At 62.1% G+C, this 22,218-nt stretch carries 25 protein-coding genes and 1 tRNA gene; 9 read left to right on the plus strand and 17 right to left on the minus strand.

Annotated elements, in window-relative coordinates; genetic code table 11:
* Positions 1-38: 38 nt before the first annotated feature.
* From ACZ5PA_RS08580 to ACZ5PA_RS08595, 4 genes are all read right to left on the minus strand, one after another.
* Positions 39-151 (minus strand) — tRNA-Met (locus ACZ5PA_RS08580).
* 49 nt (positions 152-200) lie between these two features.
* The gene (locus ACZ5PA_RS08585; protein ID WP_464929925.1) at positions 201-1,106 is read right to left on the minus strand and encodes an ATP-dependent glucokinase; all 906 of its coding nucleotides are present in this window, start codon (positions 1,104-1,106) and stop codon (positions 201-203) included.
* The gene (locus ACZ5PA_RS08590) at positions 1,103-1,405 is read right to left on the minus strand and encodes a hypothetical protein (protein WP_464929926.1); all 303 of its coding nucleotides are present in this window, start codon (positions 1,403-1,405) and stop codon (positions 1,103-1,105) included. Before ACZ5PA_RS08590 ends, ACZ5PA_RS08585 begins: the two co-directional genes overlap by 4 nt.
* A 4-nt stretch (positions 1,406-1,409) precedes the next feature.
* Positions 1,410-2,540 carry a glycosyltransferase family 2 protein gene (locus ACZ5PA_RS08595; protein ID WP_464931241.1) on the minus strand — a complete coding sequence of 377 codons (1,131 nt, stop codon included), beginning with the start codon at positions 2,538-2,540 and terminating at the stop codon, positions 1,410-1,412.
* A gap of 129 nt (positions 2,541-2,669) precedes the next feature.
* On the opposite strand from ACZ5PA_RS08595, the gene ACZ5PA_RS08600 reads away from it, so the two are divergent.
* Positions 2,670-3,167 carry a ribbon-helix-helix protein, CopG family gene (locus ACZ5PA_RS08600; RefSeq protein WP_464929927.1) on the plus strand — a complete coding sequence of 166 codons (498 nt, stop codon included), beginning with the start codon at positions 2,670-2,672 and terminating at the stop codon, positions 3,165-3,167.
* Positions 3,168-3,196: 29 nt separating this feature from the next.
* The gene (locus ACZ5PA_RS08605; protein WP_464929928.1) at positions 3,197-3,478 is read left to right on the plus strand and encodes a hypothetical protein; all 282 of its coding nucleotides are present in this window, start codon (positions 3,197-3,199) and stop codon (positions 3,476-3,478) included.
* Here the strand turns inward: ACZ5PA_RS08605 and ACZ5PA_RS08610 are convergent.
* Entirely contained in the window at positions 3,466-4,218 is a 753-nt protein-coding gene (locus tag ACZ5PA_RS08610; protein WP_464929929.1) for a hypothetical protein, read from the minus strand. The genes ACZ5PA_RS08605 and ACZ5PA_RS08610 overlap by 13 nt on opposite strands.
* 54 nt (positions 4,219-4,272) lie before the next feature.
* Between ACZ5PA_RS08610 and ACZ5PA_RS08615 the strand changes: the two genes are divergently transcribed.
* From ACZ5PA_RS08615 to ACZ5PA_RS08635, 5 genes are read left to right on the plus strand one after another with little or no spacing between them, the layout of a single operon-like run.
* A complete protein-coding gene (locus ACZ5PA_RS08615; RefSeq protein ID WP_464929930.1) occupies positions 4,273-5,013 on the plus strand; it encodes a creatininase family protein in 741 nt (246 codons plus the stop codon).
* 33 nt (positions 5,014-5,046) lie between these two features.
* Complete coding sequence (locus ACZ5PA_RS08620) at positions 5,047-6,540, plus strand: ABC transporter substrate-binding protein (protein ID WP_464929931.1); 1,494 nt, start codon at positions 5,047-5,049, stop codon at positions 6,538-6,540.
* Positions 6,541-6,561: 21 nt separating this feature from the next.
* Entirely contained in the window at positions 6,562-8,229 is a 1,668-nt protein-coding gene (locus ACZ5PA_RS08625) for an ABC transporter permease (RefSeq protein WP_464929932.1), read from the plus strand.
* A gap of 1 nt (position 8,230) precedes the next feature.
* A complete protein-coding gene (locus ACZ5PA_RS08630) occupies positions 8,231-9,190 on the plus strand; it encodes an ABC transporter ATP-binding protein (RefSeq protein ID WP_464929933.1) in 960 nt (319 codons plus the stop codon).
* Positions 9,190-9,939: an MBL fold metallo-hydrolase gene (locus ACZ5PA_RS08635; RefSeq protein ID WP_464929934.1), complete on the plus strand. Its 750-nt coding sequence runs from the start codon at positions 9,190-9,192 to the stop codon at positions 9,937-9,939. The genes ACZ5PA_RS08630 and ACZ5PA_RS08635 overlap by 1 nt, the downstream gene beginning before the upstream one ends.
* 125 nt (positions 9,940-10,064) lie before the next feature.
* On the opposite strand, the gene pdxT is transcribed toward ACZ5PA_RS08635, so the two are convergent.
* The 4 genes from pdxT to ACZ5PA_RS08655 form a co-directional block, all read right to left on the minus strand.
* Entirely contained in the window at positions 10,065-10,679 is a 615-nt protein-coding gene (pdxT, locus tag ACZ5PA_RS08640; protein WP_464929935.1) for a pyridoxal 5'-phosphate synthase glutaminase subunit PdxT, read from the minus strand.
* A complete protein-coding gene (gene pdxS, locus ACZ5PA_RS08645) occupies positions 10,676-11,689 on the minus strand; it encodes a pyridoxal 5'-phosphate synthase lyase subunit PdxS (protein WP_464929936.1) in 1,014 nt (337 codons plus the stop codon). The genes pdxT and pdxS overlap by 4 nt, the downstream gene beginning before the upstream one ends.
* A gap of 184 nt (positions 11,690-11,873) precedes the next feature.
* Positions 11,874-12,296, minus strand: a complete 423-nt coding sequence (locus ACZ5PA_RS08650; protein ID WP_464929937.1) for a DUF1122 family protein — start codon at positions 12,294-12,296, stop codon at positions 11,874-11,876.
* Positions 12,293-13,543 carry a molybdopterin molybdotransferase MoeA gene (locus ACZ5PA_RS08655; protein ID WP_464929938.1) on the minus strand — a complete coding sequence of 417 codons (1,251 nt, stop codon included), beginning with the start codon at positions 13,541-13,543 and terminating at the stop codon, positions 12,293-12,295. The genes ACZ5PA_RS08650 and ACZ5PA_RS08655 overlap by 4 nt, the downstream gene beginning before the upstream one ends.
* A gap of 58 nt (positions 13,544-13,601) precedes the next feature.
* Between ACZ5PA_RS08655 and ACZ5PA_RS08660 the strand changes: the two genes are divergently transcribed.
* Complete coding sequence (locus ACZ5PA_RS08660; protein WP_464929939.1) at positions 13,602-15,080, plus strand: 7-cyano-7-deazaguanine synthase; 1,479 nt, start codon at positions 13,602-13,604, stop codon at positions 15,078-15,080.
* Complete coding sequence (gene rnhA, locus ACZ5PA_RS08665; RefSeq protein WP_464929940.1) at positions 15,077-15,658, plus strand: ribonuclease HI; 582 nt, start codon at positions 15,077-15,079, stop codon at positions 15,656-15,658. Before ACZ5PA_RS08660 ends, rnhA begins: the two co-directional genes overlap by 4 nt.
* On the opposite strand, the gene ACZ5PA_RS08670 is transcribed toward rnhA, so the two are convergent.
* Genes ACZ5PA_RS08670 through ACZ5PA_RS08705 form a run of 8 tightly spaced genes read right to left on the minus strand, consistent with a single transcriptional unit; the run spans position 15,659 to position 22,199 of the window.
* Entirely contained in the window at positions 15,659-16,528 is an 870-nt protein-coding gene (locus tag ACZ5PA_RS08670; protein ID WP_464929941.1) for a TFIIB-type zinc ribbon-containing protein, read from the minus strand. It lies immediately after the preceding gene.
* A complete protein-coding gene (locus ACZ5PA_RS08675; RefSeq protein ID WP_464929942.1) occupies positions 16,525-17,541 on the minus strand; it encodes a zinc ribbon domain-containing protein in 1,017 nt (338 codons plus the stop codon). The genes ACZ5PA_RS08670 and ACZ5PA_RS08675 overlap by 4 nt, the downstream gene beginning before the upstream one ends.
* Positions 17,525-17,824, minus strand: coding sequence for a hypothetical protein (locus ACZ5PA_RS08680; protein WP_464929943.1), 300 nt, complete (start codon positions 17,822-17,824; stop codon positions 17,525-17,527). The genes ACZ5PA_RS08675 and ACZ5PA_RS08680 overlap by 17 nt, the downstream gene beginning before the upstream one ends.
* Positions 17,821-18,843 (minus strand): SPFH domain-containing protein, encoded by a 1,023-nt coding sequence (locus tag ACZ5PA_RS08685; RefSeq protein WP_464929944.1) that lies wholly within the window; start codon positions 18,841-18,843, stop codon positions 17,821-17,823. The genes ACZ5PA_RS08680 and ACZ5PA_RS08685 overlap by 4 nt, the downstream gene beginning before the upstream one ends.
* 2 nt (positions 18,844-18,845) lie before the next feature.
* On the minus strand, positions 18,846-19,418 hold the full coding sequence (locus tag ACZ5PA_RS08690; protein ID WP_464929945.1) for a hypothetical protein: 573 nt from the start codon (positions 19,416-19,418) through the stop codon (positions 18,846-18,848).
* Between the two features lie 16 nt (positions 19,419-19,434).
* Positions 19,435-20,352: a homoserine kinase gene (locus tag ACZ5PA_RS08695; protein ID WP_464929946.1), complete on the minus strand. Its 918-nt coding sequence runs from the start codon at positions 20,350-20,352 to the stop codon at positions 19,435-19,437.
* A gap of 30 nt (positions 20,353-20,382) precedes the next feature.
* Positions 20,383-21,606 (minus strand): glycosyltransferase family 4 protein, encoded by a 1,224-nt coding sequence (locus tag ACZ5PA_RS08700; protein ID WP_464929947.1) that lies wholly within the window; start codon positions 21,604-21,606, stop codon positions 20,383-20,385.
* Positions 21,603-22,199, minus strand: a complete 597-nt coding sequence (locus ACZ5PA_RS08705; RefSeq protein WP_464929948.1) for a mechanosensitive ion channel family protein — start codon at positions 22,197-22,199, stop codon at positions 21,603-21,605. Before ACZ5PA_RS08705 ends, ACZ5PA_RS08700 begins: the two co-directional genes overlap by 4 nt.
* Between the last annotated feature and the right edge of the window lie 19 nt (positions 22,200-22,218).

Genomic DNA, 22,218 nt, shown 5'->3' on the forward strand with positions numbered 1-22,218 from the left:
GGCCAACCCCTCCGACCGACGAGGGCGGAAGGAGGCAGTGCGGCGGCCGGGATTTGAACCCGGGTCCTCCCGGCTGCCCGGGCCGGGCCCTTTATGAGCCCTACGCGGGGCTAAGCCCCTGGGCGCTCCAACCAGGCTGAGCTACCGCCGCCAGTTCTGGTTACGTCGCGTTTTTAAAGTCTTTCGCCCAACGGCCTTGGCTACGTCCTCGGGTAGCCAAACTTCTTGAGGGTGTCGGGCGGGTTTATGACCAACGCGGCGGCGCCCATGGCCACCTCGTCGTCGCCGAACTTGGCCTTCTCTATCGCGGGCGGGTCCAACGGCGTGTACTTCCTCACTTTGTCCTCGACGGCCTTGAACACGTCCCAGTGGTTCAACGCCACGGAGCCCCCCACCACGAGCACTTCGGGGTCGTACGCCGCGGTTATCGTCGCTATGCCCGCCGCGTTGACCTCGAGCCAATGGTCTATGAACGCCTGCGCCAAGGGATCGCCTTCTCTGTAGAGCTTGAACACCTCCTCGGAGCTCTTGACGTCGGGCGGCCTTTTGCCGAGCCTCTCGGCGTATGTCTTGAAGTACTTGGGTATGTTGGCGCCGCTGGCCATGGCCTCCCAGTGGCCCAGCCCCCCGCAGCCGCACTTGACGCCACCCGAGAGGTCCAACACAGCGTGCCCCAGCTCGTGCGCGTTCCCGGCCTTGCCCAAGAGCAGATGCCCGTTGACCACGGCCCCGACGCCGAGGCCTGTGGAGATGGTGAGGTAGGCTATGTTCTCGACGCCCCATCCCCCCAACACGTACTCGCCCCAGACGGCGGCCACGCAGTCGTTGGCCACGTATATCGGCTTCTTGAACTTGAGCAACGGGTCCACGAGGGGGAACCTACTGGCCGGGGAGTTGGGGGCTCCGACGACCCAGCCCGTCTTGAGGTCCAAGGGGCCTATCGAGCCGATGCCCACGGCCTCGAAATCCCAGCTCTCCGCGGCCTTTGCCGCGTCGGCCACGGGGTTTGTCGTGGTCCTCATCTTCTCCTTGCGCTTGACGGAGCCGTCGCGCTCCACCAAAAAGACCCTCGTCCAAGTCGCGCCGACGTCTATGGCCAAGATCATCGCCGCGCCCTATCGCCGAGCTCTCTCTTGAGTATCGCGGGCAGATCCTCCAGAAGGCCCCTCAAGGCCCCTTCGAGGTCTTGGGGCACTCGCTCGAGCGCCACGCCTTTGCAGTCCACGTAGGCCCATTTGATCTCTATGGAGGTCTCGTCGCCTTTGTGCTTGGCCGATATAAAGCCCACCAGCCAATCCTCGCCGACTTTGACCACGACGGCCTCCTTGCTCCTCATCGAGCTGAGGAGGCCCAGGGCCTTCTTCTTGGCCGCCTTGACGGCCTCCTCCTCGCCCACGCAGGCCATGCGTCTAGGGGCGGCCCTGTTTATATCTTTGTCCCAGGAGCCTCCTCGCGTCCTCCTCGCAGTAGACGCGCCCCCTCCACCTAACGCATTTGACAAATGCCGAGGCCCATACTGCCAAAGGGATGACGAAGTTCCCCAAGGCCCAAGTGGCGACGACGTCGCGGGCCGACGTCTTTATCCCCGCCCTCTCCTCGACGCCTTTCGCCCTGACGAAGTCCTTCGCTAAGTTGATCAAGGGTATGGAGAGGCCTATCGCCAAGAGGGGCTCCCCGACGGCTAGGCCGATCAACGGGAGGGCTAAGCCGAAGGCGAAGTTGAGCGTGTATATGGCCAGCCCCACGGCCCAGCCCTTGGGCGCGTACCACTTCACCATGAGGATCTGCCTCACAGCCCAGCGGAACATCTCGCGCCACGAGCACTGGGGGTCGGGCGTCGGCGCTATGGACGAGCGGGCGAACCAGATCCTCCCGCCCAGCTCCTTCACCGCGCTGTACGTGGCGTAGTCGTCGCTGATATAGCGCGGCAGCCTCTCGGCCACTCCGCCCTTCTCGACGACCTCGCGCCGCAAGGCCGTGGAGCCGCCCCAGAGGAACCTCGAGCGGGGGTCCTGCATGGCCGAAAAGGCCGTGTTGCTGACGGCGGCCCTGGCCCTGGTGCAGAGGCCGGACCCGACGTACCATCTATAAGTCGTCGCGGCCTCGTAGGCCGATAGAGGCGCAGTGAGGCCCTCCAGCCATCCCGGGCCTGGCCTTATGTCGTCGTCTGCGAACACCACGCAATCCCCGTCGACTGCGGCCAACGCCCTCGCCAAGGCCCAGCTCTTGCCGGGGAGCCCTGGCGCCTCGCCGACCACTAACACTTCGCCGTATTTAGAGGCTATGGGGATAGAGGGGTCGTCGGGGCTATCGACTACGAATAGGAAACGCGTCCTCCGCGCGCTCGTCCTCTGCTTAGCGATAGCCGCTAAGTTCTCCTCGAGCCCCGGAGGGGCCCCCCTCAACGGGACCACCACGTCCACCTCCTCGCATTTCTGCTCGAAGGACTCCCGCGCCGACCAGAACTCGCGTTCTCTGTAGAGGCCGGCCGCCGCGAGCGCCGCGAGGACCACGGCGGCGGCGACGAGCAGCTCGACGATCACGCCGTCGGGACGCCCGTCGTATTAAAACGTTGCCGCGATTTATATGGCCAACGTTTACCGCGCGTAGGATCGCGGTCCATGTCCATTTTACAAGTTGCCAGTTTATAACTCGGCGCGTTCGCCTCCATGGCGGGCGTCAAGGAGTTCGACCTCACGTACGAACAACTTTTCAGCGCTCCCGACAAGGAGGGGTCCATAGTCTCGGTCCGCGTCCATAAAAAAGTCAAGGAGGTCTTGGAGCAGTTGGCCCAGAGGGAGGGGCTAGACGGCGTCTCGGAGCTGGTGCGTTACCTAATAGCCGGCTACCTCATGGGCAAATACAACATAGTCCGCCCGGAGAGGAAAATCCTCGTGGAGCCCATAGTGTTGAACATAAACGTGGCCAAGACCGCGCGCGTCGACGAGCTGGAGGAGGAGTTGGCCGTCCAAGAGCTGGAGAGGGTGGTCCGCGACGCCGAGGACTACCTCAAGAAGCTCTCCATGGGGCTGGTCATAAAGAACCCCGAATACGTCTCCAAGCTCAACAGACAGCTGGTCAAGGCCGCCAAGACAGCCAAGAGGATGGGCCTCGACGAGGTCTACGCAAAGATACTAAAGCTCAAGGCCCAGTTGATGGTCTTGTAAAGTTTATTAGCTCCGCCCTTCATGGGCCTATGGCTTGCGAGAAGTGGGAGAGGTTAATGCAGTCTGCCGAGAGGCAGAACAACAAGACGAAGGCCTTGGAGTTCAAGGAGAAGCTAGTCGAGTGCCTCGTCTACCAAGTCCAGAGCCTAATCGCCGAGAGGAAACTCGACGAGGCGGAAGAGTTGATAAAACAAGGGAGGGACATAGCCAAGAGATACGGCATAGAGGAGTTGTCCTTCCACTTGGACCTCAACGAGAGGAGGATCAAGGAGATACGGGAGAGGAGAGCCGCCAAGGCTCAGACCTCGTAGACCTCGTCCAAGAACTTGGAGAGCCTGTTTATCCTCCTCTTGCTCGCCTTGGCCACGGCCCCGTATTTGCCCAACCCCACCGCCAACACGTCGACGACCACGCCGCCCACCTCCCTCCCCGCCAACACCAAATAGCCTTGCGATCTGTACTTCTTCCAGAAAGAGTAGAGCCTAGCCGTCGGCTCGTCTTGCCTCGCCCTCAAGGCGCCCGCGGCCTCTAAGGCTCGGCCCAGCCCCTCGGCCACTGCGTAGTAGTAGGGAGGCCTCTGGACGCGCCTCACCTCTAGCTTAAGCCCAGGCACCGAGTCCACCGCGGACAAGACCACGTAGGCCCCCGGATATCTCGACAAGGCGGCGATCCTGTTCAGGACGGCCCTCTTGGCCTCGACGACCGGGATAACCGGCGTGTAGAGCCCGCGCCCTCTATACGCCGCGGGGACCACGGCGCCGAACAGCCTCAAGAAGGCCGGCCTATAGCCGTTCGCCTCCAGGAGCTCCGCGACTAGGTAGGGCGCGGCCTTCCTCACGCTGGATCTGCCCGGGCGATAGAGCTGTAGGTTCCTCCGCAACGCGCCGAATATCTTAGGCGAGTTCAACTCCACGGCGCGGCGGATCACCTCCTCGTTTAGAGAGCCCCAGCCGGGCAGATCGCCTAATATCTCCGCGGCGAGCCAATCGGGCGCGTCGAAGACTCCCGTTATCTCCCCCACGGCTTTCCTCAAGGCGTCGAGCACGGACATGGCCTCTCGCCGTCGGAGGCGCAAGTGCTTAAAAAGTTAATCGACGAGTTGGGCGTGAAGTGGGCCGAGCTCACTTGGCCCGAGTTCGAGAAGGCCGACAAGAAAGTCGCGGTGTTGCCGGTCGGCGTGATCGAGGCGCACGGCCCCCATCTGCCCTTGGGCACGGACGCCCTCATGGCGTTGTACGTGTCCGAGAAGGCGGCGGAGGAGGCCGGAGTTCTGCTCCTCCCGCCTATTTGGTACGGCACTACCTACGTCTTGGACAAATTCCCCGGCACTATATCCATATCGGCGGAGACGCTATATAGGCTGTACAAGGAGGTCTTCCTCGAAGTGGCCAGAAACGGGGTCAAGTACCTCGTCGTGGTCAACGGGCACGGCGGCAACGTAGACGCCTTGAGGATGGCGGCCAAGGACGTCGCGAAGTCATCGGATCTGACCGTCGTGATCGTCAACTGGTGGGTGGACTTGGCCAAGGAGGCGCGGCGCAAGGTCCTCGAGACGCCGGAGGGCCACGCCGCTGAGGACGAGACCAGCGAGGTCATGGCCGCGTACCCTCACTTAGTCAAGGAGGTCCCCCGCGACGCCGACGAGTGGGCCGAGGTCAAATACGCAGTGTACGGCGCTAGGGCCTACGAGCTGATGTACAAGAAGGCGGTGCAGGGGTACCCCTCGAGGGCCTCCAAGGAGAAGGGCGAGGCCATACTGAAGGCGGCGGTGGAGGAGCTGAGATCCCTCTTGGAGGACCTCAAGAGGGACGTGTTGCCGATAAGCACGATATCTTTAGGCTCATAGCATAATTTTTAATTGTATTGAGCAATTACGACTATGGCGTCCAACACGCGCGTTCTGGCAATAGCCGTTGTGGTGATAGCGGTAATAGCGATAGCCGCCTTGTTCCTCCTACAAAAACCGTCGCAACAACCGCCCGGCGCCTCCTCGACTACATCGGCCCAGACGACCTCGACGCAGTTGAGCGGGTCCTTAACTGTCCTAGTGCCGACCGGCGACCCCACGCTCATGCCCTACATCCAACTCGCCGCGAACGAGTTCATGAAGAGGTACCCAGGCGTCAAGATAACCATACAGCCCGTGCCCTTCGGCCAAATGGTCCAGACGGCCCTCACGGCGTTGCAGAACAAGAACCCGGACCCGTCGCTCATAATCTTCTACCCATCGCAGGCGTCCACTCTGGGGCCGTATCTGCTAGACCTCAGGCCCTATTTCAACTCCGGCGTCCTCAATAGATCCGACATACCCACCAGCGCGTTGATCTCGGTCATGGCGGTCTCCAAGAACGGGACGGTGACCAAGATATTCGGCGTGCCGTTCCAGATGGTGTTCGGGTACGTCCTCGTGTACAGGAAGTCGATATTCAACAACGCGACGTTGCAGGCGGAGTTCAAGCAGAAGTATGGGTTCGACTTGAACCCGCTCACCTGGTCGTCGTGGGATCAGCTAATAGACGCCGCCGAGTTCCTCCAGTCCAAACACGTGGCTAAATACGCCCTCTTGTTCCCCGACGGCCTTCAACAAGCCATATTCAACGGCTTCATAACGATCTTCTACACCTACGCCTTGAACGACCCTTGCGTCGGCATCCCGGCCGACGTGGCCAAGGGCGCTGTGCCCACTCAAGGCTATTGGGCCTACTTCCGTTATACCCCCACGGGCTCCGTTAACATAACAGTGGGCTGTCCGTCCTTCCTCCAAGCGCTTAGGACGTACAAACAATTGGTGCAGTTCCAGCCGCCCATCACGGTGCAAGCCATGGAGTACGACCAGCTCAGGGACTTGTTCTTGACAGGCGATTACGCCATGGTGGCCGCTTGGACGAGCTTCATACCCATCTACAACAACGCCACGATCTCCAAGGTTGCCGGCGACATAGCCATATCGCCGCTTCCGGGCGGCAAGTACCCGTACGGCACTGGGCTCGCCCCGACGTTTATAGGCATAAACCCCTACGCCAAGGACCCCGACTTGGCGGCGCGCTTCATAGCGTTCTTGATATCCCCTGAGATGTACAAGCTAGGCGCCGAGAAGGTGGGCTTCGTGCCCGCCACCCTCAGCGGCATCAAGGCGGCTTCCGAGGTGCCCTCGATGAGCTGGCTCAAGCCCTTCATACCCTTGTTGCAAGCCGGCGTCAACGTAACCGATATACAACGGCTTACTTTGGTCAACAGAGTCACCAACTTCTTCACCGATTTGAGGCCCTATTTCATCAACCAAGTGGCCAACTACCTAAGAGGCCAACAAGACGCCGAGACCACGCAGATGAACATATACAACACTTGGCTCAGCATAATGAAGATTTCATGAGGGATAAACAAACTCTTTTTTTTGGCCCTCCCTGCAGTAGTCTACCTCCTCGTCCTCACGCTTTACCCCATAGCCAGCAACTTGGCCCTCAGCTTCTACGAGCGGACCTACGAGGGGAGCTTGAAGTGGGTCGGCTTAGGCAACTACGTCTGGCTCTTCGAGAAGGACCCCTATGGGCCCCTCATAGTGGGGAACACCGTGGTGTACACGATCGCGACCCCGGCCATAGCTATAGCGTTGGCCGTGCCGACTGCGCTGGCCTTGAGGAGGCTCGGAGGGAAGTGGCTCCTCCCCATAATGATACCCGCGTTTATACCCCCGGTGACCGCCGCCATGGCTTGGTACCTCTTGTTGAACCCGCTCTACGGTCTCGGGTATTACTTGATGAGCTGGGGGCTCATCAAGGCCAACCCCATATCCTCCATATGGGCCATAGTCCTAATCGACGTGTGGCGCGCGTACCCCACGGCTACGTTGATAATATATTCCGGCCTCAAGGCGATACCCAAATCCGTCGAGGAGGCCGCGTTGGCCGACGGCTTGGCCGGGCCCAGGAAGTTCCTCGCGGTGGACCTCCCCTTGATTTCCCCCCAGATACTGACGGCGTTTGTCCTGACCGCGTTGACCGGGTTCTTCACCTTCGACCCCATATATATCGGCACGGCGCAAGTGGGCCCGCGGATATTGGACAATTTGGCGTACTACAGCTTCGAGGCGTTCGCCTCGGGCGAGTTCGGGTACTCGGCCACGTTGATAGTGGTCATGACGTTGGTGGGCACGGCGCTTTCCCTCGCCTATATGAGGGCCCTCTCCGCCCGCACGTTCGTGAAATTGCCCTTGCCGGCATGGGTTCCGAGGAGGGAGGTCCCCAAGGCTGTGCACTCGATAGTGTTGGCCCTCGCCTTGGCCTTCGTCGCCGTCCCGTTCGTCTGGTTGTTCCTCGTATCGGTGAAGCCGCCGGGCGAGATAATACAAGTGCCTCCGTCGGTGTTCCCGTCCAGGTTGGCGATCGATAACTACGTACAAGTGTTCACCGGCGGGCTTCCGTTCTTGTTGATGAGCCTCTACGTGTCGGCTATAAACACAGCCTTGACGGTCCTATTGGCCGCGGCCACGGCCTATCAGATGAGGGTACACGGCTTCGGCGGATATAAGCTAATGGCGTACGTACTTTATCTTATGTCTACTCCGACGTTGATATATATAGTACCCCTCTACCTCATGTTGAGGGAACTCGGCGTGTTGGACACTTTATGGGCCTTGGTGCTGACCTACCCCATCATGACGATCCCCTACGGTATATGGATACTCTACAACTACTACTCGGGCTTCAACCGCCAAGTGGAGGAGGCCGCGTTGGCCGACGGCATGAACAAGGTAAAGGCCTTTGTCAAGGTGGTGCTCCCGCTCAGCAAGAGCGGCATGAGCGTCGCGGGTCTATACGCATTTCTATTCTCATGGGGAGCTTTGATCTTCCCGTTGGCCTTCGCCCAAACGCCGTATAATTTAGCCAAACCGCTCAGCTTCAGCGGGGCCCAGACGTTTTCGATATATATAGGCATGTTGATGAGCCCCGTGACTTTGAGCTACGGCCAAGTCGCCGCGGCGGGAATAGTGAGCATCGCGCCTCCTCTGATCTACTTAATCGCGGTGAGGCGCAACCTCGAGAGGATCTGGGGAGCAGGATGATATGTTGATCTTGAAGAATTTAAAGAAATCCTTCAAGGGGTTCACGCTATACGTGGAGGAGCTCGTGGTGCCCGACAAGACCTACGCAGTAGTCCTAGGCCCTTCCGGCTCCGGCAAGACCACGTTGTTGCGCCTAATAGCCGGCCTCGAGAGGCCCGACGAGGGCTCCATTTGGCTCGACGACAAGGAGATAACCAAGTTGCCCGTCTGGGAGAGGGACGTGGGGATAGTCTTCCAGAACTACGCGTTGTACCCACACCTCACCGTGTTCGAGAACATAGCCATGCCCTTGAAGAACAAGAAATTGCCCAAGGAGGAGATAAGGAGGAGGGTCGAGCACATAGCCGAGGTGTTGAACATAAAGGATCAGCTCCATAAATACCCCCATCAGCTCTCGGGAGGACAACAACAAAGAGTCGCCATAGCCCGCGCTTTAGTCAAGGAGCCCAAGATCCTCCTCTTGGACGAGCCGCTCAGCAACTTGGACGCCAGGCTGAGGCTCGACGTCAGGGGGTTCTTGAAGGAGCTACAACGCAACGTGGGCGCCACTGTGATCCACGTGACGCACGACCAAGAGGAGGCCATGGCCTTGGGCGATTTGATGGTCGTGATGAACAACGGAAGGGTGGAACAAGTGGGCACCCCCCAGGAGCTCTACAGAAAGCCCAAGAGCCTTTTCGTGTTCAACTTCCTCGGCATCGGCAACCTTCTGCCCGCCAAGGCGTTGGGCCTCGGCGGCGACGAACTGGTGGGGTTCAGGCCGGAGGACGTGGCGTTGGGGTCCGGGGACTACGTGGCGAGGGTCGTGAGACAAGAGTACTTGGGCCCCTACAAGCTGGTGGAGCTCGAGTACAACGGATTCCGGATCAAGGCGAGGGCGCCTCCCGCAGTAGACTTCAAGGAGGGCGAGGCCGTGAGGTTCGGCATAGATCTAGAAAAAACGTTGAGGTTCGCGAGGTGATGTACGTCCACATATTGGGCTCGGGCGCTGGCGGGAGCCCCGGCTCGAGGAGGTGGAGAGCCGCCAACTTGGTGGATGCCAACGGCTACCTCGTAGTTGTCGACTGCGGCGTCGGGTGCCACTATCGCCTCTCCGACAAGGGCTTGCTCAAGGAGATAGACTACGTGTTCGTCACGCACAGCCACATGGACCACTTCTTGGGCCTGCCCGAGGCGCTTTTCCAAGCCCACATAGAGGGCAGGACTAAGCCCCTCACGGTCTTCGCGCCTAGGAGGGTCGAGGACGTCATAAAGGCCGCGGCGCCCCATATCTTAAAGAACATGCGATACGCCGTTGAGATCAAGAGGATAGAGCCGGGCACGCTCTTGGACCTCCCCGGGCTCAAGGTCGAGTCGGCCGCCGCGTGTCACCACACCGCCGAGGAGGCCTACGGCTTTAGGGTGAGGGCCGACGTGGACCTCCTCTTCTCCGGAGATACGTCGCCGGGCTGCGCCCCGTTGGAGAAGCTCGGCGCCGGCGTCGACGTTTTGATACACGAGGCCACTTGCAACGAGGAGAACCGCGAGGTCTGCGCCAAGTACGCCCACACCACCACCTACCAAGCCTTGGCCGAAGCCGACGTCGTGATGGCCGAGGTCTTGGTCCTCACCCACATAGACGAGCTCTTCAACCCGACGGTCCGCGAGGACGTTAGGAGGGCCGGCCGCCCCGCGATAGTGGCCGAGGACAACATGGTTCTGAAGTTCTAATACCTCTTCTCGTCCGAGGACTATATATCCGCGCAGCGCCTCGGTTTTATGGACCCCAGGGGCAACGTCTGGGTGAAAATAATCAGGAGCAAGGCCCAGAAAGAGCCCTACGTGATCGAGATCCACTAGCGCCTCCCTAGGGCGGCCTCCAACAACGCCTTGTGGAAAGAAGTCGTCGTGAGCTCCGGGTGGAAGGCCGTGGCGAACATGGCCTCTTGCTGGGCGGCGGCTATGGCCTTGCCCAACTTGGGGTGCTCGACGTAGGCCAAGGGCTTGGCGGAGCCCCAAGTCCTAGTTATGGCCGGCGCTCTGATGAAGACCGCCCTCATTGGGCCGAGGCCCTCGACCGTTAAGTCGACCTCGAAGGAATCGGCTTGTCTGCCGAATGCGTTCCTGAGCACCGCGATGTCCATGACGCCGAGTATCGGCTGCCCCGTCTCGCCCACAGTCGAGTCCCTCACCTCCTTGGCCATGAACACAGCGCCCGCGCACGTGCCCAAGACGGGGAGGCCTCCCTCAACGGCGTTTTTGAGCTCCTCTAGGAGGTGAGTGCGCTTGGCCAATAGGCCTATAGCGGTGGACTCCCCGCCCGGTATCGCCAAGGCCTTCACATCGCGTAGTTGCCCCGCCTCCTTCACCTTGACCACGTCTATCCCGAAGCCTAGCTCCGCCGCCGCCTTCTTGAAGGCCCGCTCGTGCTCCTCGACGTCGCCTTGTAGGGCCAAAACCCCGACCCTCATATCCCCCTGGTCTGCAAGAGCTCCTCGGGCCTCAAGGCCTTGACGTCTATTCCGGCCATGGAGGCCCTCTCGCTGACCATTTTCTGGGCCTCGACGACGGCCTCCGGGTCGTCCCAACGCGCCGTGGCCAACACGATGGCCTCGGCCCTCTCCTTGGGGTCTTGCGACTTGAATATGCCGGACCCTACGAACACGCCGTCGGCTCCGAGCCACATCATGAGCGCCGCGTCGGCCGGCGTGGCTATGCCCCCCGCGGCGAAGGTTATGACGGGCAGCCTCCCCAGCCTAGCGGTCAACGCGACCAGCTCCAAGGGCACTTGGCACTGCCGGGCGTAGTCCCTCAACTTCTCCTCGTCGCCGGCCCTCAGCTCGTCTATGGCCTTGTACAAGGCCTTGAAGTGCTTCACAGCCTCGCTGACGTTGCCCGTGCCGGCCTCGCCCTTGGACCTTATCATAGAGGCCCCCTCCGATATCCTCCTCAACGCCTCGCACAGCTCGCGGCAGCCGTTGACGAAGGGGACCGTGAAGAGCCACTTGTTTATATGGTGTTGTTCGTCGACCGGGGTCAACACCTCGGACTCGTCTATTAGGTCCACTCCGATCTTCTCGAGCAAGAACGCCTCGTAGTAGTGGCCTATCCTCACCTTGGCCGAGACGGGTATCGTCACGTGGTTCATGACCTCCTCGATTATCTTCAAGTCGGCCATCCTGGCGACTCCCCCTGCCTTCCTGACGTCGTAGGGGAGCTTGTCCAAGACCATGACGCCCACGGCCCCCGCCTCCTCCGCTATTTGGGCCTGCTCCACGTTGGTGACGTCCATTATAACGCCGTTTCTCAACATGGCGGGGAAGCCCACTTTGACCTTGACGGTCCCGGTCGCCACGCCGTCGGCGGGGTAGGGCCTGGGCCACTTGAAGCCCCTCTCCTTGAGCCTATCCCTGAGCTCCGCCAAGCCGTAGAAGAAATCCCTGAGCTTCTCCAAGTACTCGAACCCGTCCGCGACCGACATAGAGGGCCCGGGAGGGGACCTCTTATGTCTTGTTGAACGTTCAACGATCCATAATACTTTAATAGGAATTAGATAATCCATTTATGTCAAAGACGACCGTCGAGGAGAGGCCGGACATCCTCGAGGAGCTGAGGAGGCACAGCCTCGAGTACAAAAACGCAGTAGAGCGGGCGGCGAGGAGGCGCTAGCCCTTCTCGGCCTGTAGCTTCGGCCCTCCCTCGAGCCACCCCTCGGGGAAATACCAGTCCTTCACCACGCGGAAGCCGCATTTGGCCAAGAGCTTGCCCAACCTCGTCTCTTGCGGAGGGACGCCCTTGTAGAGCGCCTCGTAGGTCTCGGAGTCGTCCACGTACTCGACGTATAGGACGTCGCCGGGGTCCATGGCCTCGTAGAGGGCGCGGTAGAGGCGCTCCTCCCACGGCGTGTTGATGAAGGCGGGGTTGAGGTGGAACACCTCGGCCCACGCGCCGTAGTGGGGAGGCCTCCCCTTGAACAACTTGACCCTACAGAAATAGACGCCGTTGATCCTCAACTCGACGTTGAGCTCCTCGCGGAACCTCCCCTTGGAGACCTTGGCCTCGAAAGGCGAGAACTCGACGTCCTTCACGCCTCCTCGAGTCCTCTGATCAGTTGGACCTCCACCTCGTCGCCCTCGTCGTACCCCTCTCTATTCTCGGGCACTACGAGCAAGGCGTTACCCTTAGTGAGCGTGGACAAGACGCCGCTGCCGGTCACCGCCAAGGGCTCCACGTAGATCCTCCCGCCCTTCACGTAAGCCTTGACCCTCGCGTAGGTCCTCACGTTTATCGGCGTCGTGATCCTCCTGGTCAACACGCCCTTGACCGAGGGCAAAGGCTCTGGCCTGCCCCCGACCATTTTCAACACGGCCGGCTTTGCGAATAGCTCAAAGCCTACTATGGCGGCCACCGGGAAGCCCGACAACACCACGACGGGCTTGCCGCCCACGACGGCGGCCCCGTTGGGCCTCCCGGGCCTCACAGCTATCCCCCTTACGTAGAAATCCGCTATTGAGGACACGGCCTTATGGGTGGCGTCAGGCCCTCCCACGGACGCCCCGCCTGTGGTGGCCACTATGTCGAAATCCCCGAGCGCTCTCTCGAGCGCCCTCCTTATGGCCTCCTCGTCGTCGGGCAGTAGGCCCAAGTACTCGGCGTCTGCGCCCATCTCGCGGAAGAGGCCCACGAGGGCGAACCTGGTGGAGTTCACCACTTTGCCGGGCGGCGGAGCGCCCTTCACGTCCTCCACGTCCACGAGCTCGTCGCCGGTCGATATCACGGCCGCCCTCACTCGGTAGACGGGGACCCGCGACATGCCCAAGGAGGCCAAGACGCCTAGGTCCCAAGGCCTCAGCCTAGTCCCCGCCCTCAACACGAGCTCGCCCTTGGAGAGGTCCTCGCCCCTCCTAGAGACGTAGTAATACTGGGGGACCGGCCTGTATACCTCTATGGAGCCTCCCCTGTCGGCGGCCTCCTCGTAGGGCACGACGGCGTCTGCGCCCTCGGGGAGGGGCGCCCCGGTGGCTATCTCCACGGCCTCCCCCTCCTTGATCGAGCCCAGGAACGGGCTCCCGGGCGTCGAGCGGCCGACGACTCTCAACACCACGGGGTTTGTCCTGCTGGCGCCGAGGGTGTCGACGGACCTCACGGCGTAGCCGTCGAAGGCGGCTCTGTCGAACGGGGGCACGTCCACCTCGGCCACCACGTCCTTGGCCAAATACCGGCCCAACGCCTCGCCCAACGGCAGCTCCACCACCGGCGGCTTGTGGGATATCCTGGCGAGGAACTCTGAGACCGCCTTATCGACGGGGGTCAAGCTCTTGAAGCCCTTCGACACGGCCCTTCGCGATCGCGATATAAAAATCTTCAAAATATTTATACCGAACACTAAGGCCGTGTGCTCGATAGGCGGCGTCCTAATATTCGGCGAGCTGGACTCCGAGAGGGCCGCGGCGATAGAGGCCAAGCTGAGGTCCATCGCAGAGGCCGCGGCCGAGAGGGGCAGGGACAGCTTCGGCGTCGTGGTGTTGAGCAGATCGGGCCGCTACAAGGCGTATAAGGACAGGAGGTCGGCCCCGGAGGCCCTCAAGGACATGCCTAGGGTGTTGGACGAGGACGCGGTCGCGGCCATATTCAACAACAGGGCCGAGCCCACTACGGAGCACGTGGAGAGGAAGACCGAAGACGACATACAGCCCATGATCGGGGAGAGGATAGCCGTGACCCACAACGGCACGATAGCCAACGACGCGGAGCTCGAGAGGAAGTACGGGCTCAAGCGCAAGTCGAGGATAGACACGGCGATACTCCCGCCGCTCCTCGAGAGGATATGGGACGGGACCCTCGAGGGGCTCCAACGCATATTGAGGGACGAGGTAGTGGGGAGCTACGCCCTAGCCGTCTTGGACTCGGCTAGGCCGGGGAGGCTGTGGCTCGCGGCCAACTTCAAGCCCCTTTACTACATGTGGGATCGCCACCTCAACGCCTTGTTCTTCGCCAGCTCAGACGCGTATCTACAAGGCGACGTGCCGCCGTGGGAGGGGAACTACGTCAAGAGGCTGGAGCCCTACACGGTCGTCGAGGCGGGCGTCGACAAGACTTGGAGGTCCGCGAGCCTCTGGAAGGCCGACGTAGAGCCTAAGCCGCGTAGGAGGGCCTTGGTGGTGGCCAGCGGAGGCCTCGACTCCACCACGACGGCCGCCGTCCTCGCGAGGCAGGGCTACGAGGTGGCGTTGCTCCACTTCAACTACGGCCACATAGCCGAGGACCCCGAGAGGAGGGCAGTGAGGGAGATCTCCAAGGCCATGGAGCTTCCCTTGATCGAGGTGGACATGGACTTCTTCAAGATAGTAAGGCGCTCCCCCCTCCTCGGCGAGGGGGAGATAAACAGAGTCGACATGGGGAGGGAGGGGGCCGAGTTCGCCCACGAGTGGGTCCCCGCTAGGAACTTCGTCTTCATAGCGTTGGCCGTCGCGTTGGCCGAGGCCTGGGGCTACGACTACGTGGCGCTCGGCGTTAACATGGAGGAGGCGGGCGCCTATCCCGACAACGAGATGGAGTTCATACGGCTCCTCAACCAAGTCCTGCCCTACGCCACAGGCCCCCAGAGGAGGGTCCAGTTGTTGATGCCCGTAGGAGGCCTCGTCAAGCACGAGATCGTGAAGCTGGGCCTCGAGACAGGAGCCCCCTTGCACCTAACGTGGAGTTGTTACGACAAAGGGCCCAAACACTGCGGCCGTTGCGGGCCTTGCTACATGAGGCGCCTCGCGTTCAAGATAAACGGGGTGAGGGACCCCGTGGAGTACGACTTGCCCCCCGAGGTCGAGGAGGAGTTCTGGAAGGGGACTAGGCCCTACGTCTGGAGGCGTCCGTGAAGTGCGTCGTCTATTTCGACGGGGCTTGCGAGCCCGTAAACCCGGGCGGGCTGGGCACGTACGGCTACGTCGTGTACGACGAGGCGGGGAGGCGCTTGGCCAGAGGATACGGCGTCGCTTGCCACGGCGAGGGCTGCACCAACAACGTGGCGGAGTACACGGCGTTGAGGAAGGCCTTGGAGAAGGCCCTGGAGCTGGGATGCGACGAGGTCTCCATCAAGGGCGATAGCCAACTGGTGGTGAGGCAGATGAGGGGCGAGTGGGGCGTCAACTCGTTGAGGCTCCTCGAGCTGAAGGAGGAGGTGGAGGGGCTACTCCGGCGCTTCTCCAAGTGGGAGATCGAGTGGATCCCCCGCGAGGATAATAGAGAGGCCGACGGGCTCTCCAGAATAGCCTATGAGCAACACGCGGCCGAGTACGGCTACGGTCGCGACGAGGGCTGGGCGCAGTCCCTCTTGGGCGAGTTGAGGAGGGCCGCGCAGAGGGACGGGGTGGACGTCGCCGAGGCGGCTCGCGTGTTGGTGGAGCTGTTGAGGCGCTATAGGCTGGACGAGCTCAAGGAGCTGGTCGTGGGTTGATCACAAAAGCTCCACCGCTCGTCCTTGCTTGTACACTGCTTTGCGCTCGACCGCGTATCTCAACACGCCGATCGAGCCCCCGATGCCGGCGAGGAGGCCTCCGAGGAGCCCCATGACGGGGGCCAGCTCGCTCACGGCGAACAAGAACGAGCCAGAGATGCCGCCGACGATAGCCGAGCCGAAGAGGATCGCCGCCGCGGCGGCCAACGAGGCGGCCCTCCCCCGTCGCGAGATCGGGTACTCCATGTAGACCACGTCGCCCTCGGCCGCGTCCACGACCGCGGCGTATTCCTTGTCCCCATACGCGTATTTCAACCTCCAGAACGGGTAGTAGACTATCCCCTCGAAGCTCGTCTTGTCCACTACCTTGATCTTGAACGCTGAGGCGTAGCCCCTGGCCTCCTTCGAGAACTGCTTAGACCTCCTCTCCCAAGCCCTCTCGGGGTCGAGCTGGGGCTGGTGGAACGTGGCCTTTCTCTCCAAGGAGGGCTTAAAGGCCGTCCTCCACCGCGCCGGGAACTCGTAGTCCTCCGGTATGTAGAACGGCGGCTTCTCCAAGGCCAAGGCCGTCGCGTACGTGGCCAACTCCTTGAGGGGCTCGAAGTAGACGTAGTAGAGGTACAACGGCACGAAGTGGAGCTCCGCATCCGCCGGCCTCGCGGAGGAGGCCAGATCCCTCGGCGAGGCCCACGGCCTGAAGCCCAACGCCTTCTCGAAGGCGGCCGTCTTGTCCAAACGAGGCTCGAAAATGTACACGGACTCGAAGACCCTCCCCTCCCTCAACACCGTGCCGCAATACGGGCAGACTAAGTACTGGGCATAGTCGGGCGCCTCGTACTCCGCCCCGCAGTACGGGCAACGGACCTTCACGCCCTTACCACGAAGGCCCTAGTCGACTTGCTCCCCACGTAATAAGCCGCGGCGGCGCCGAGGAGCAAAAACGCCGAGCCTATGATTAGGCTTTTGGGGAGCAGCGCGCCGCCTATGCCGCCCAGGAGGCCCGCCGCTAAGGCCGTCCCAGCTATATAGGCCATCCTCTGCTCTAAGAAGACGGGCTCTGTGCTCGCGAGGAGCGCGCCGTCCCATCCCGCCACGGCGAAATAGTATTGGGACTCGTCGATCACGTACGGCACGAGCCAAATCGGCAAGTAGATCAGCCGAGGCGCTTCGGCCTTCTCCACCTCGAAGTCCACGGCCTTGTCGACGACGCTGGCGCTCGCCTCGGGATGACCCACGGCCCTCTTGGCCCTCCTCTTGGCGTCCTCCTCGACCTCCTTCAACATCTCGTCCACGGCCTCCCTCAACGCCACGGCCTTCGCCTTCGCCCTCCCGAACTCGGCCGCCATGAAGGCCTTGGAGATCCCGTAATCTACGCCTTGTTCTAAGCCCACCGCATTAGGCCTCGTCGAGAGGTAGTGGCGCGCCAGCTTCTCGGCCGCCGCGCCTCCGGCCGCCCTCCTCGCGAGGACCGGGATCGTGTCGGCGTAGGAGACCTCGCCCGACACGGAGACGTTCCTCGTGACGACCTCCGTCCTCGCCCCCCGCGCGCCGCCCACAATCCTCGTATACGTCACGCGCACCTTCGCCGTGTACCAAGCCCTCAAGGAGACCTCGACGAAGTAGTAGGGCACGTAGAACAAGTCCGGGTCCCCGAAGACGGCCCTCTTTAGCCTCAGCTTGAGGCGGAGCTCGCGCTTGGCCGCCTCCACGGCCTTCTTGGCCACCGCATCCCCGCGCAGAGTCGGGACCATGGCCACCTCCCCCACGTCGGCGTCGGCCGCCACTAGGTTGGGCTTGCCGCAGTACTTGCAGACGACCACCACCGAGTCCGGGCCGACGTCGAGCGGCGCTCCGCAATAGGAACACCTAAGCCCTCCCGACACGGCCGGCCAAGGCGAAGAGGCCTATCAACAAGAGCACTGCGCCCACGACCAAGAGGGGCGATGCGGCGCCGCCCGCGGCCAAGGCTATGCCGGCGAGGGCCACGAGCCCTCCCCAAAGGGCCGCCCTCCTGTCGCCTAAAGCCAAATAGACAACGCCGAAGGCCGTCAAGGGGATCCCCGCGGCTAAGTAGGCCGAGAGCGGGGCCAAGCCCAGCGAGGCGGCGACGAGGTAAACCCCCTCCGCGATCATCGCGGCGGCCAAGGCGTAGTCCTGGGCCCTCATGTCAACGGCGATCCGCAGTTCATGCAGAACTTGGCGTTCGGCGGGTTCTTGAAGCCGCATTTGGGACACGTCTTCTCTTGCGGCAAGGGAGCGCCGCAGTTTATGCAGAACTTAGCCCCCGGCGGGTTGACGTATCCGCACTGCGGGCAGACGACCCCCCGCGCCGCCAGTTGGCTCGACACCATAGTCGACGGAGGGGCGCCCCCTCCTCCGCCCCCTCCCGCGCCGCCTGCCTGCTGGCCGCCGGACGTCGGGCCGAAGAGCGGAGGTATTATCGCTATGCCTGCGCCCACGGCCGCGCCTGGGCTTTTGCCCAACGCCTCCGCGGCCTTCTCCACGGCCTCCATGCGGAGATAGTCGGAGGGACTGACGCCGGCCGCTCTGATGTAGAAGAGCCTATCGCGCCATATTGGGTCAGTCACGTCGAGTCCTTCGAACTTGAGGTCTATCAACTCCAGCCCTAGTCTTTTGAAATAGGGGTCCAGCGCGTTCTTGATCACGAAGGAGGCTTGTTCCAGGGATTGATACATGGTGAAGATCGACTGCTTGGAGAGCTCGGCCATGAGGGACTCGTTGAAATAGCCGCGGAGGAACTTCTGCAAGTCCTCAGTGGTGTAGACTCCTTGTCCTCCCACCACTTGGGTCACGAAGAGGGCAGGGTCGGATACTCTGAACCAAGCGGAGCCGTGGAACTGTATCGGCGCGAGCTCGACCGTCTGGGCCCTGCCGCCGAAGAGGAGCTGGTGTTGTTTCAAGGAGACGAATATGACGGTGGCCACGAAGGGCGATTTGTCGAAGCCTGCTATGCGGCTCAACGCTTGCGTCAACAAGGGTAGGTTCAAGGTGGTGAGGGTGTGCCTCCCGGCGCGGAATACGTCGTACACCTTGCCGTCGCGGAAGAAGACGGCGGCTTGCCACTCCTCCACCACGAGCTGGGCGCCCCACTCGATGCGGTCCACGGGATAGCGCCAGATTATCTCGTCCTCCTTCGGGTTGACCCACTGGATTACTTGCGGCATGGCTACTCGCCCCTAGGCCTCTTCAACAAGCCGCCGACGCCAACGGCCTTGCCCGCCTCCTCGGCTTGTCGGCGCGTGTAGCCGGCTATGAAGTTGGACCTCTCGTCGACGGCCGAGTCCAGCCCGGAGAGCGCGGCCGAGAGCTCTCGGAGCTTTTGGACCCAAGCGTCGGAGCCGGGCTGAGCCGCCGAGAGCTCGTCCACTAGCTTCGCCACTTCGTTGGCCTTCTCGATCAAGGACAAGTCCATTTGATAAATCGCGTCGAGCGAGGCCTCGTCCACTTTGACCAAGTCGTAGAACCCCGAATAGCCCTCCGGCGCTTTGTCTATTCTCTGTATCACTCTGTCGAAGAGGGCCTTCGCGGAGTCCCAGAGGTACCTCGCGTCGGGGTTGGCCGCCACGACCCTGGCGGCTGACGGCGTCAAGACCATCTTGGACTTAGCCGAGGACAAAACGGAGGCCACGTGCCTTCTGACCAAGGCGTCGGCCTCCCTCCTGAGCTCCTTCTCCTTATAGCCAGCGTAGCCGGGCACGTACGAGGCTATCCTCTCGATAATGTTCTTCTGAAATCCCACGATGCGTCCGCGGCTTCTAGATAAGTCTTTTCCCCGCTACGGACAAGGCGCCTTCCGCGATCGAGGCGGTTTTGGCCTCCGCCTTTATGCCCTCCTCGGCGTAGGCCCTCAACACGGCGTCCTGGACAGCGTCGGCGTCCTTGTCGTCGACTAGGGCCACTATCGAGGGGCCGGCGCCTGATAGGGACACGGCGAGGGCCCCCGCCTCTAGGGCGTATTGTTTGACCCTCCGGTAGCCCGGGACCAAGGGCGCCCTGGCGGCCTCCACCACGTCGTCCTCCATGCCCCTCGCCACTAGCCTCGGGTCCGACTTGGCGAGGCCCGCCACGAGCGCCGCCAACCTGGACATCTGCTTCACGTAGACGGGGAAATCGACGGCGCGCGGCAACACCTCCCTCATGGCCTTCGTCTTGTTGGGCATAGGCGGGACGTCAGGGACGCCGACGATAAGGGTGAAGCGCGGCGAGAACTTCACCACGTCCAAGGGCGAGAGCGACGTTATGACCACGGCCCCTCCCAGCGCCGCGCCCGCCGCGTTGTCGAAGTGGGGGCTCCCCGCCGCGGCGACCTCGCCGTATCCAGCCGCCTCTATTACGATTCTGGGATCCACCTCGAGCTCCGCCTCTGCCAAAAAGGCCGAGAGGGCGGCCACGGCCGAGGCCCCGCTGCTGCCGAGCCCCCTAGCCACGGGTATCCCGTTCTCGACGACGACCTCGACGCCTTTACATATGCCCAAAATAGCGAAGAGCCTCTCGAAGGCCTTGGAGACCGTGTTGTCGGGCCCTGGGTCGAAGCCCTTGAACTTCACGTGCACGCCGCAGCCGGAGCCCACGGACGCGTAGGCCTCCGCGAAATAGGCGTCGTGTGCCACCGCCACTACGTCGAAGCCCGAGCCCAAGTTGGCGCTCGTGGAGGGGGCCCTAGCTATATACATCGCCGAGAAGGAATAAATGGTATATATCCTTTAGGGCCTCATCTTGTCGAGGAGCTCGCCCAAGTGCCTCGACATGAGGAACTCCTTGGCCCTCTCCCTGGCGTTCCTCCCCAGGGATTCCCTCAACGAGGCGTTCCTCGCCAGCCTCTCCACGGCGTCCACGGCCCCTTGCACGTCGTCGGGCCCCCTCACGTGTATCCCGTCCACGCCGTCCCTCACGAGCCACCTCTGGCCGTAGGCCGCGCTCGTCACCACTGGGACTCCGCCGTACATGAACTCCAGCTGAGTTATGCCCAAGGTCTCGGACCTGGAGAGTATCACGTTAGCGACGGAGGCCTTCACGAGAGACGCCTTCTCCTCCTCCGACAAGACGCCGGCTACGTAGAGGTTGCGCACAGACGCCGCCTCCCTCCTCAACTTCTCCTCCTCCTCGCCCGCGCCGGCGACCACCACGGCTACTCCCTTGCCGGAGAGCCTCTTGGCCATGTGGACCAAGGCGAGCGGGTTCTTCCGGGGCTCCAGAGGGCCCACGAACGCGGCCACGTAGTCCTCCCTTATTCTGAGCTTATCCCTCACGAGGTCGGGCTTGGCCTCGTCCACGAGGCGCGCGAAATCGTCGTCGAGAAGGCCTTTGTAGTGGACGAGCTTCTCCCTACTCGCGCCGGCCGCCGACAAGTCGTCGCATTCCGGAGGGCTTTCGCAGAGCGCCAGCCGGGCCGATCTGAGGACTCTCGGAAGGGCCGTGGCGTTCCACGCCATCCTCAACGTCCTCTCCACGGGGTTCGCGGCGAGCTCCACGGGCCTCAGATGGGGCATATAGGCTAAGGCCGTGGGCTTGACCTCCTCGCCTATCGAGGCCAACTCCTCCTTCCAGGCCACCCAACGCGCCGCCTCCTCGGGCCCGTTCCAGAAAGTCGAGTGGAAGACCGCGGCGTCCACTCCTACGTCCTCGTCTATCCGCCTCAGAACCGAGAAGAAGTCCCTCATGGTGATCCTCCTGGCGGGGATGACGGAGCGGGAGCTGATCGCCCTGAGCGAGGGGACGCCGGCTTTGGGATCCCTCTCGAACGAGGCGTAGCCCGAGAGGCTCCTGTCGAGCTCCCTCTCGGGCACCACGGGCTCCCAGTCGTGGAACGCGCTGGTGAGTAGCCAGGCCTTGTGCCCCAGCCTCAAGGCCCATTTGACCATCCTAGCCGCCGTGAGCTCTGCCCCGCGGTAGCTGGAGGTCTGAGGCGCGGCTACTAGGAGGTTCATTTACGGATCGCTTGGAGCACGGCTATGGCCACCATGGACGCGACGAGGCCCCACGTGATGGGTATCAACATCTGGCTGAGCGTCGAGACGTCTATGCCTCCTTGTTGGAGGGCGAAGGTTATGACCACCAAGTAGAGCACGACCCTTACGTACTCGGCGACGGGCGCCAAGAGCCTCGCGTCCTCCTTAATTAAGGCGCCCTTGTAGATGTACTCCACGAACCCGTCTACGAGTATGAAGCCCACTATGGCTATTATGAAGAACTTCACGAAGCCGTAGATGTAGACGTAGACTACGGACAGCAAGGAGTCGCCCCAGCCCGAATACCCCAAGGAGTAGGCCAAATAGGCCGCAGCCAAGAGGAGGAAGACCAAGTAGATAATCCAAGCTGCCACGGAGCCGAAGAACTCGCCAGCGGCGTAGCCGGAGCGCAAAACGGCCCGCCCTATGTTGAACCTCTTGAACCAATCGTCGAAGCCGACGCGAGCCAAGCCTTTCGCCAAAGCCCACCTCGCCAACTTGCCGACGAGATAGCCCAAGATCCCTATAAGCGCCGCTATGAGGGCGTGGAGGAGCACGTAGAGAGGGCTCATGCGTCGTCCGCTTAGCTGG

This window comes from Thermoproteus thermophilus (assembly GCF_055392855.1).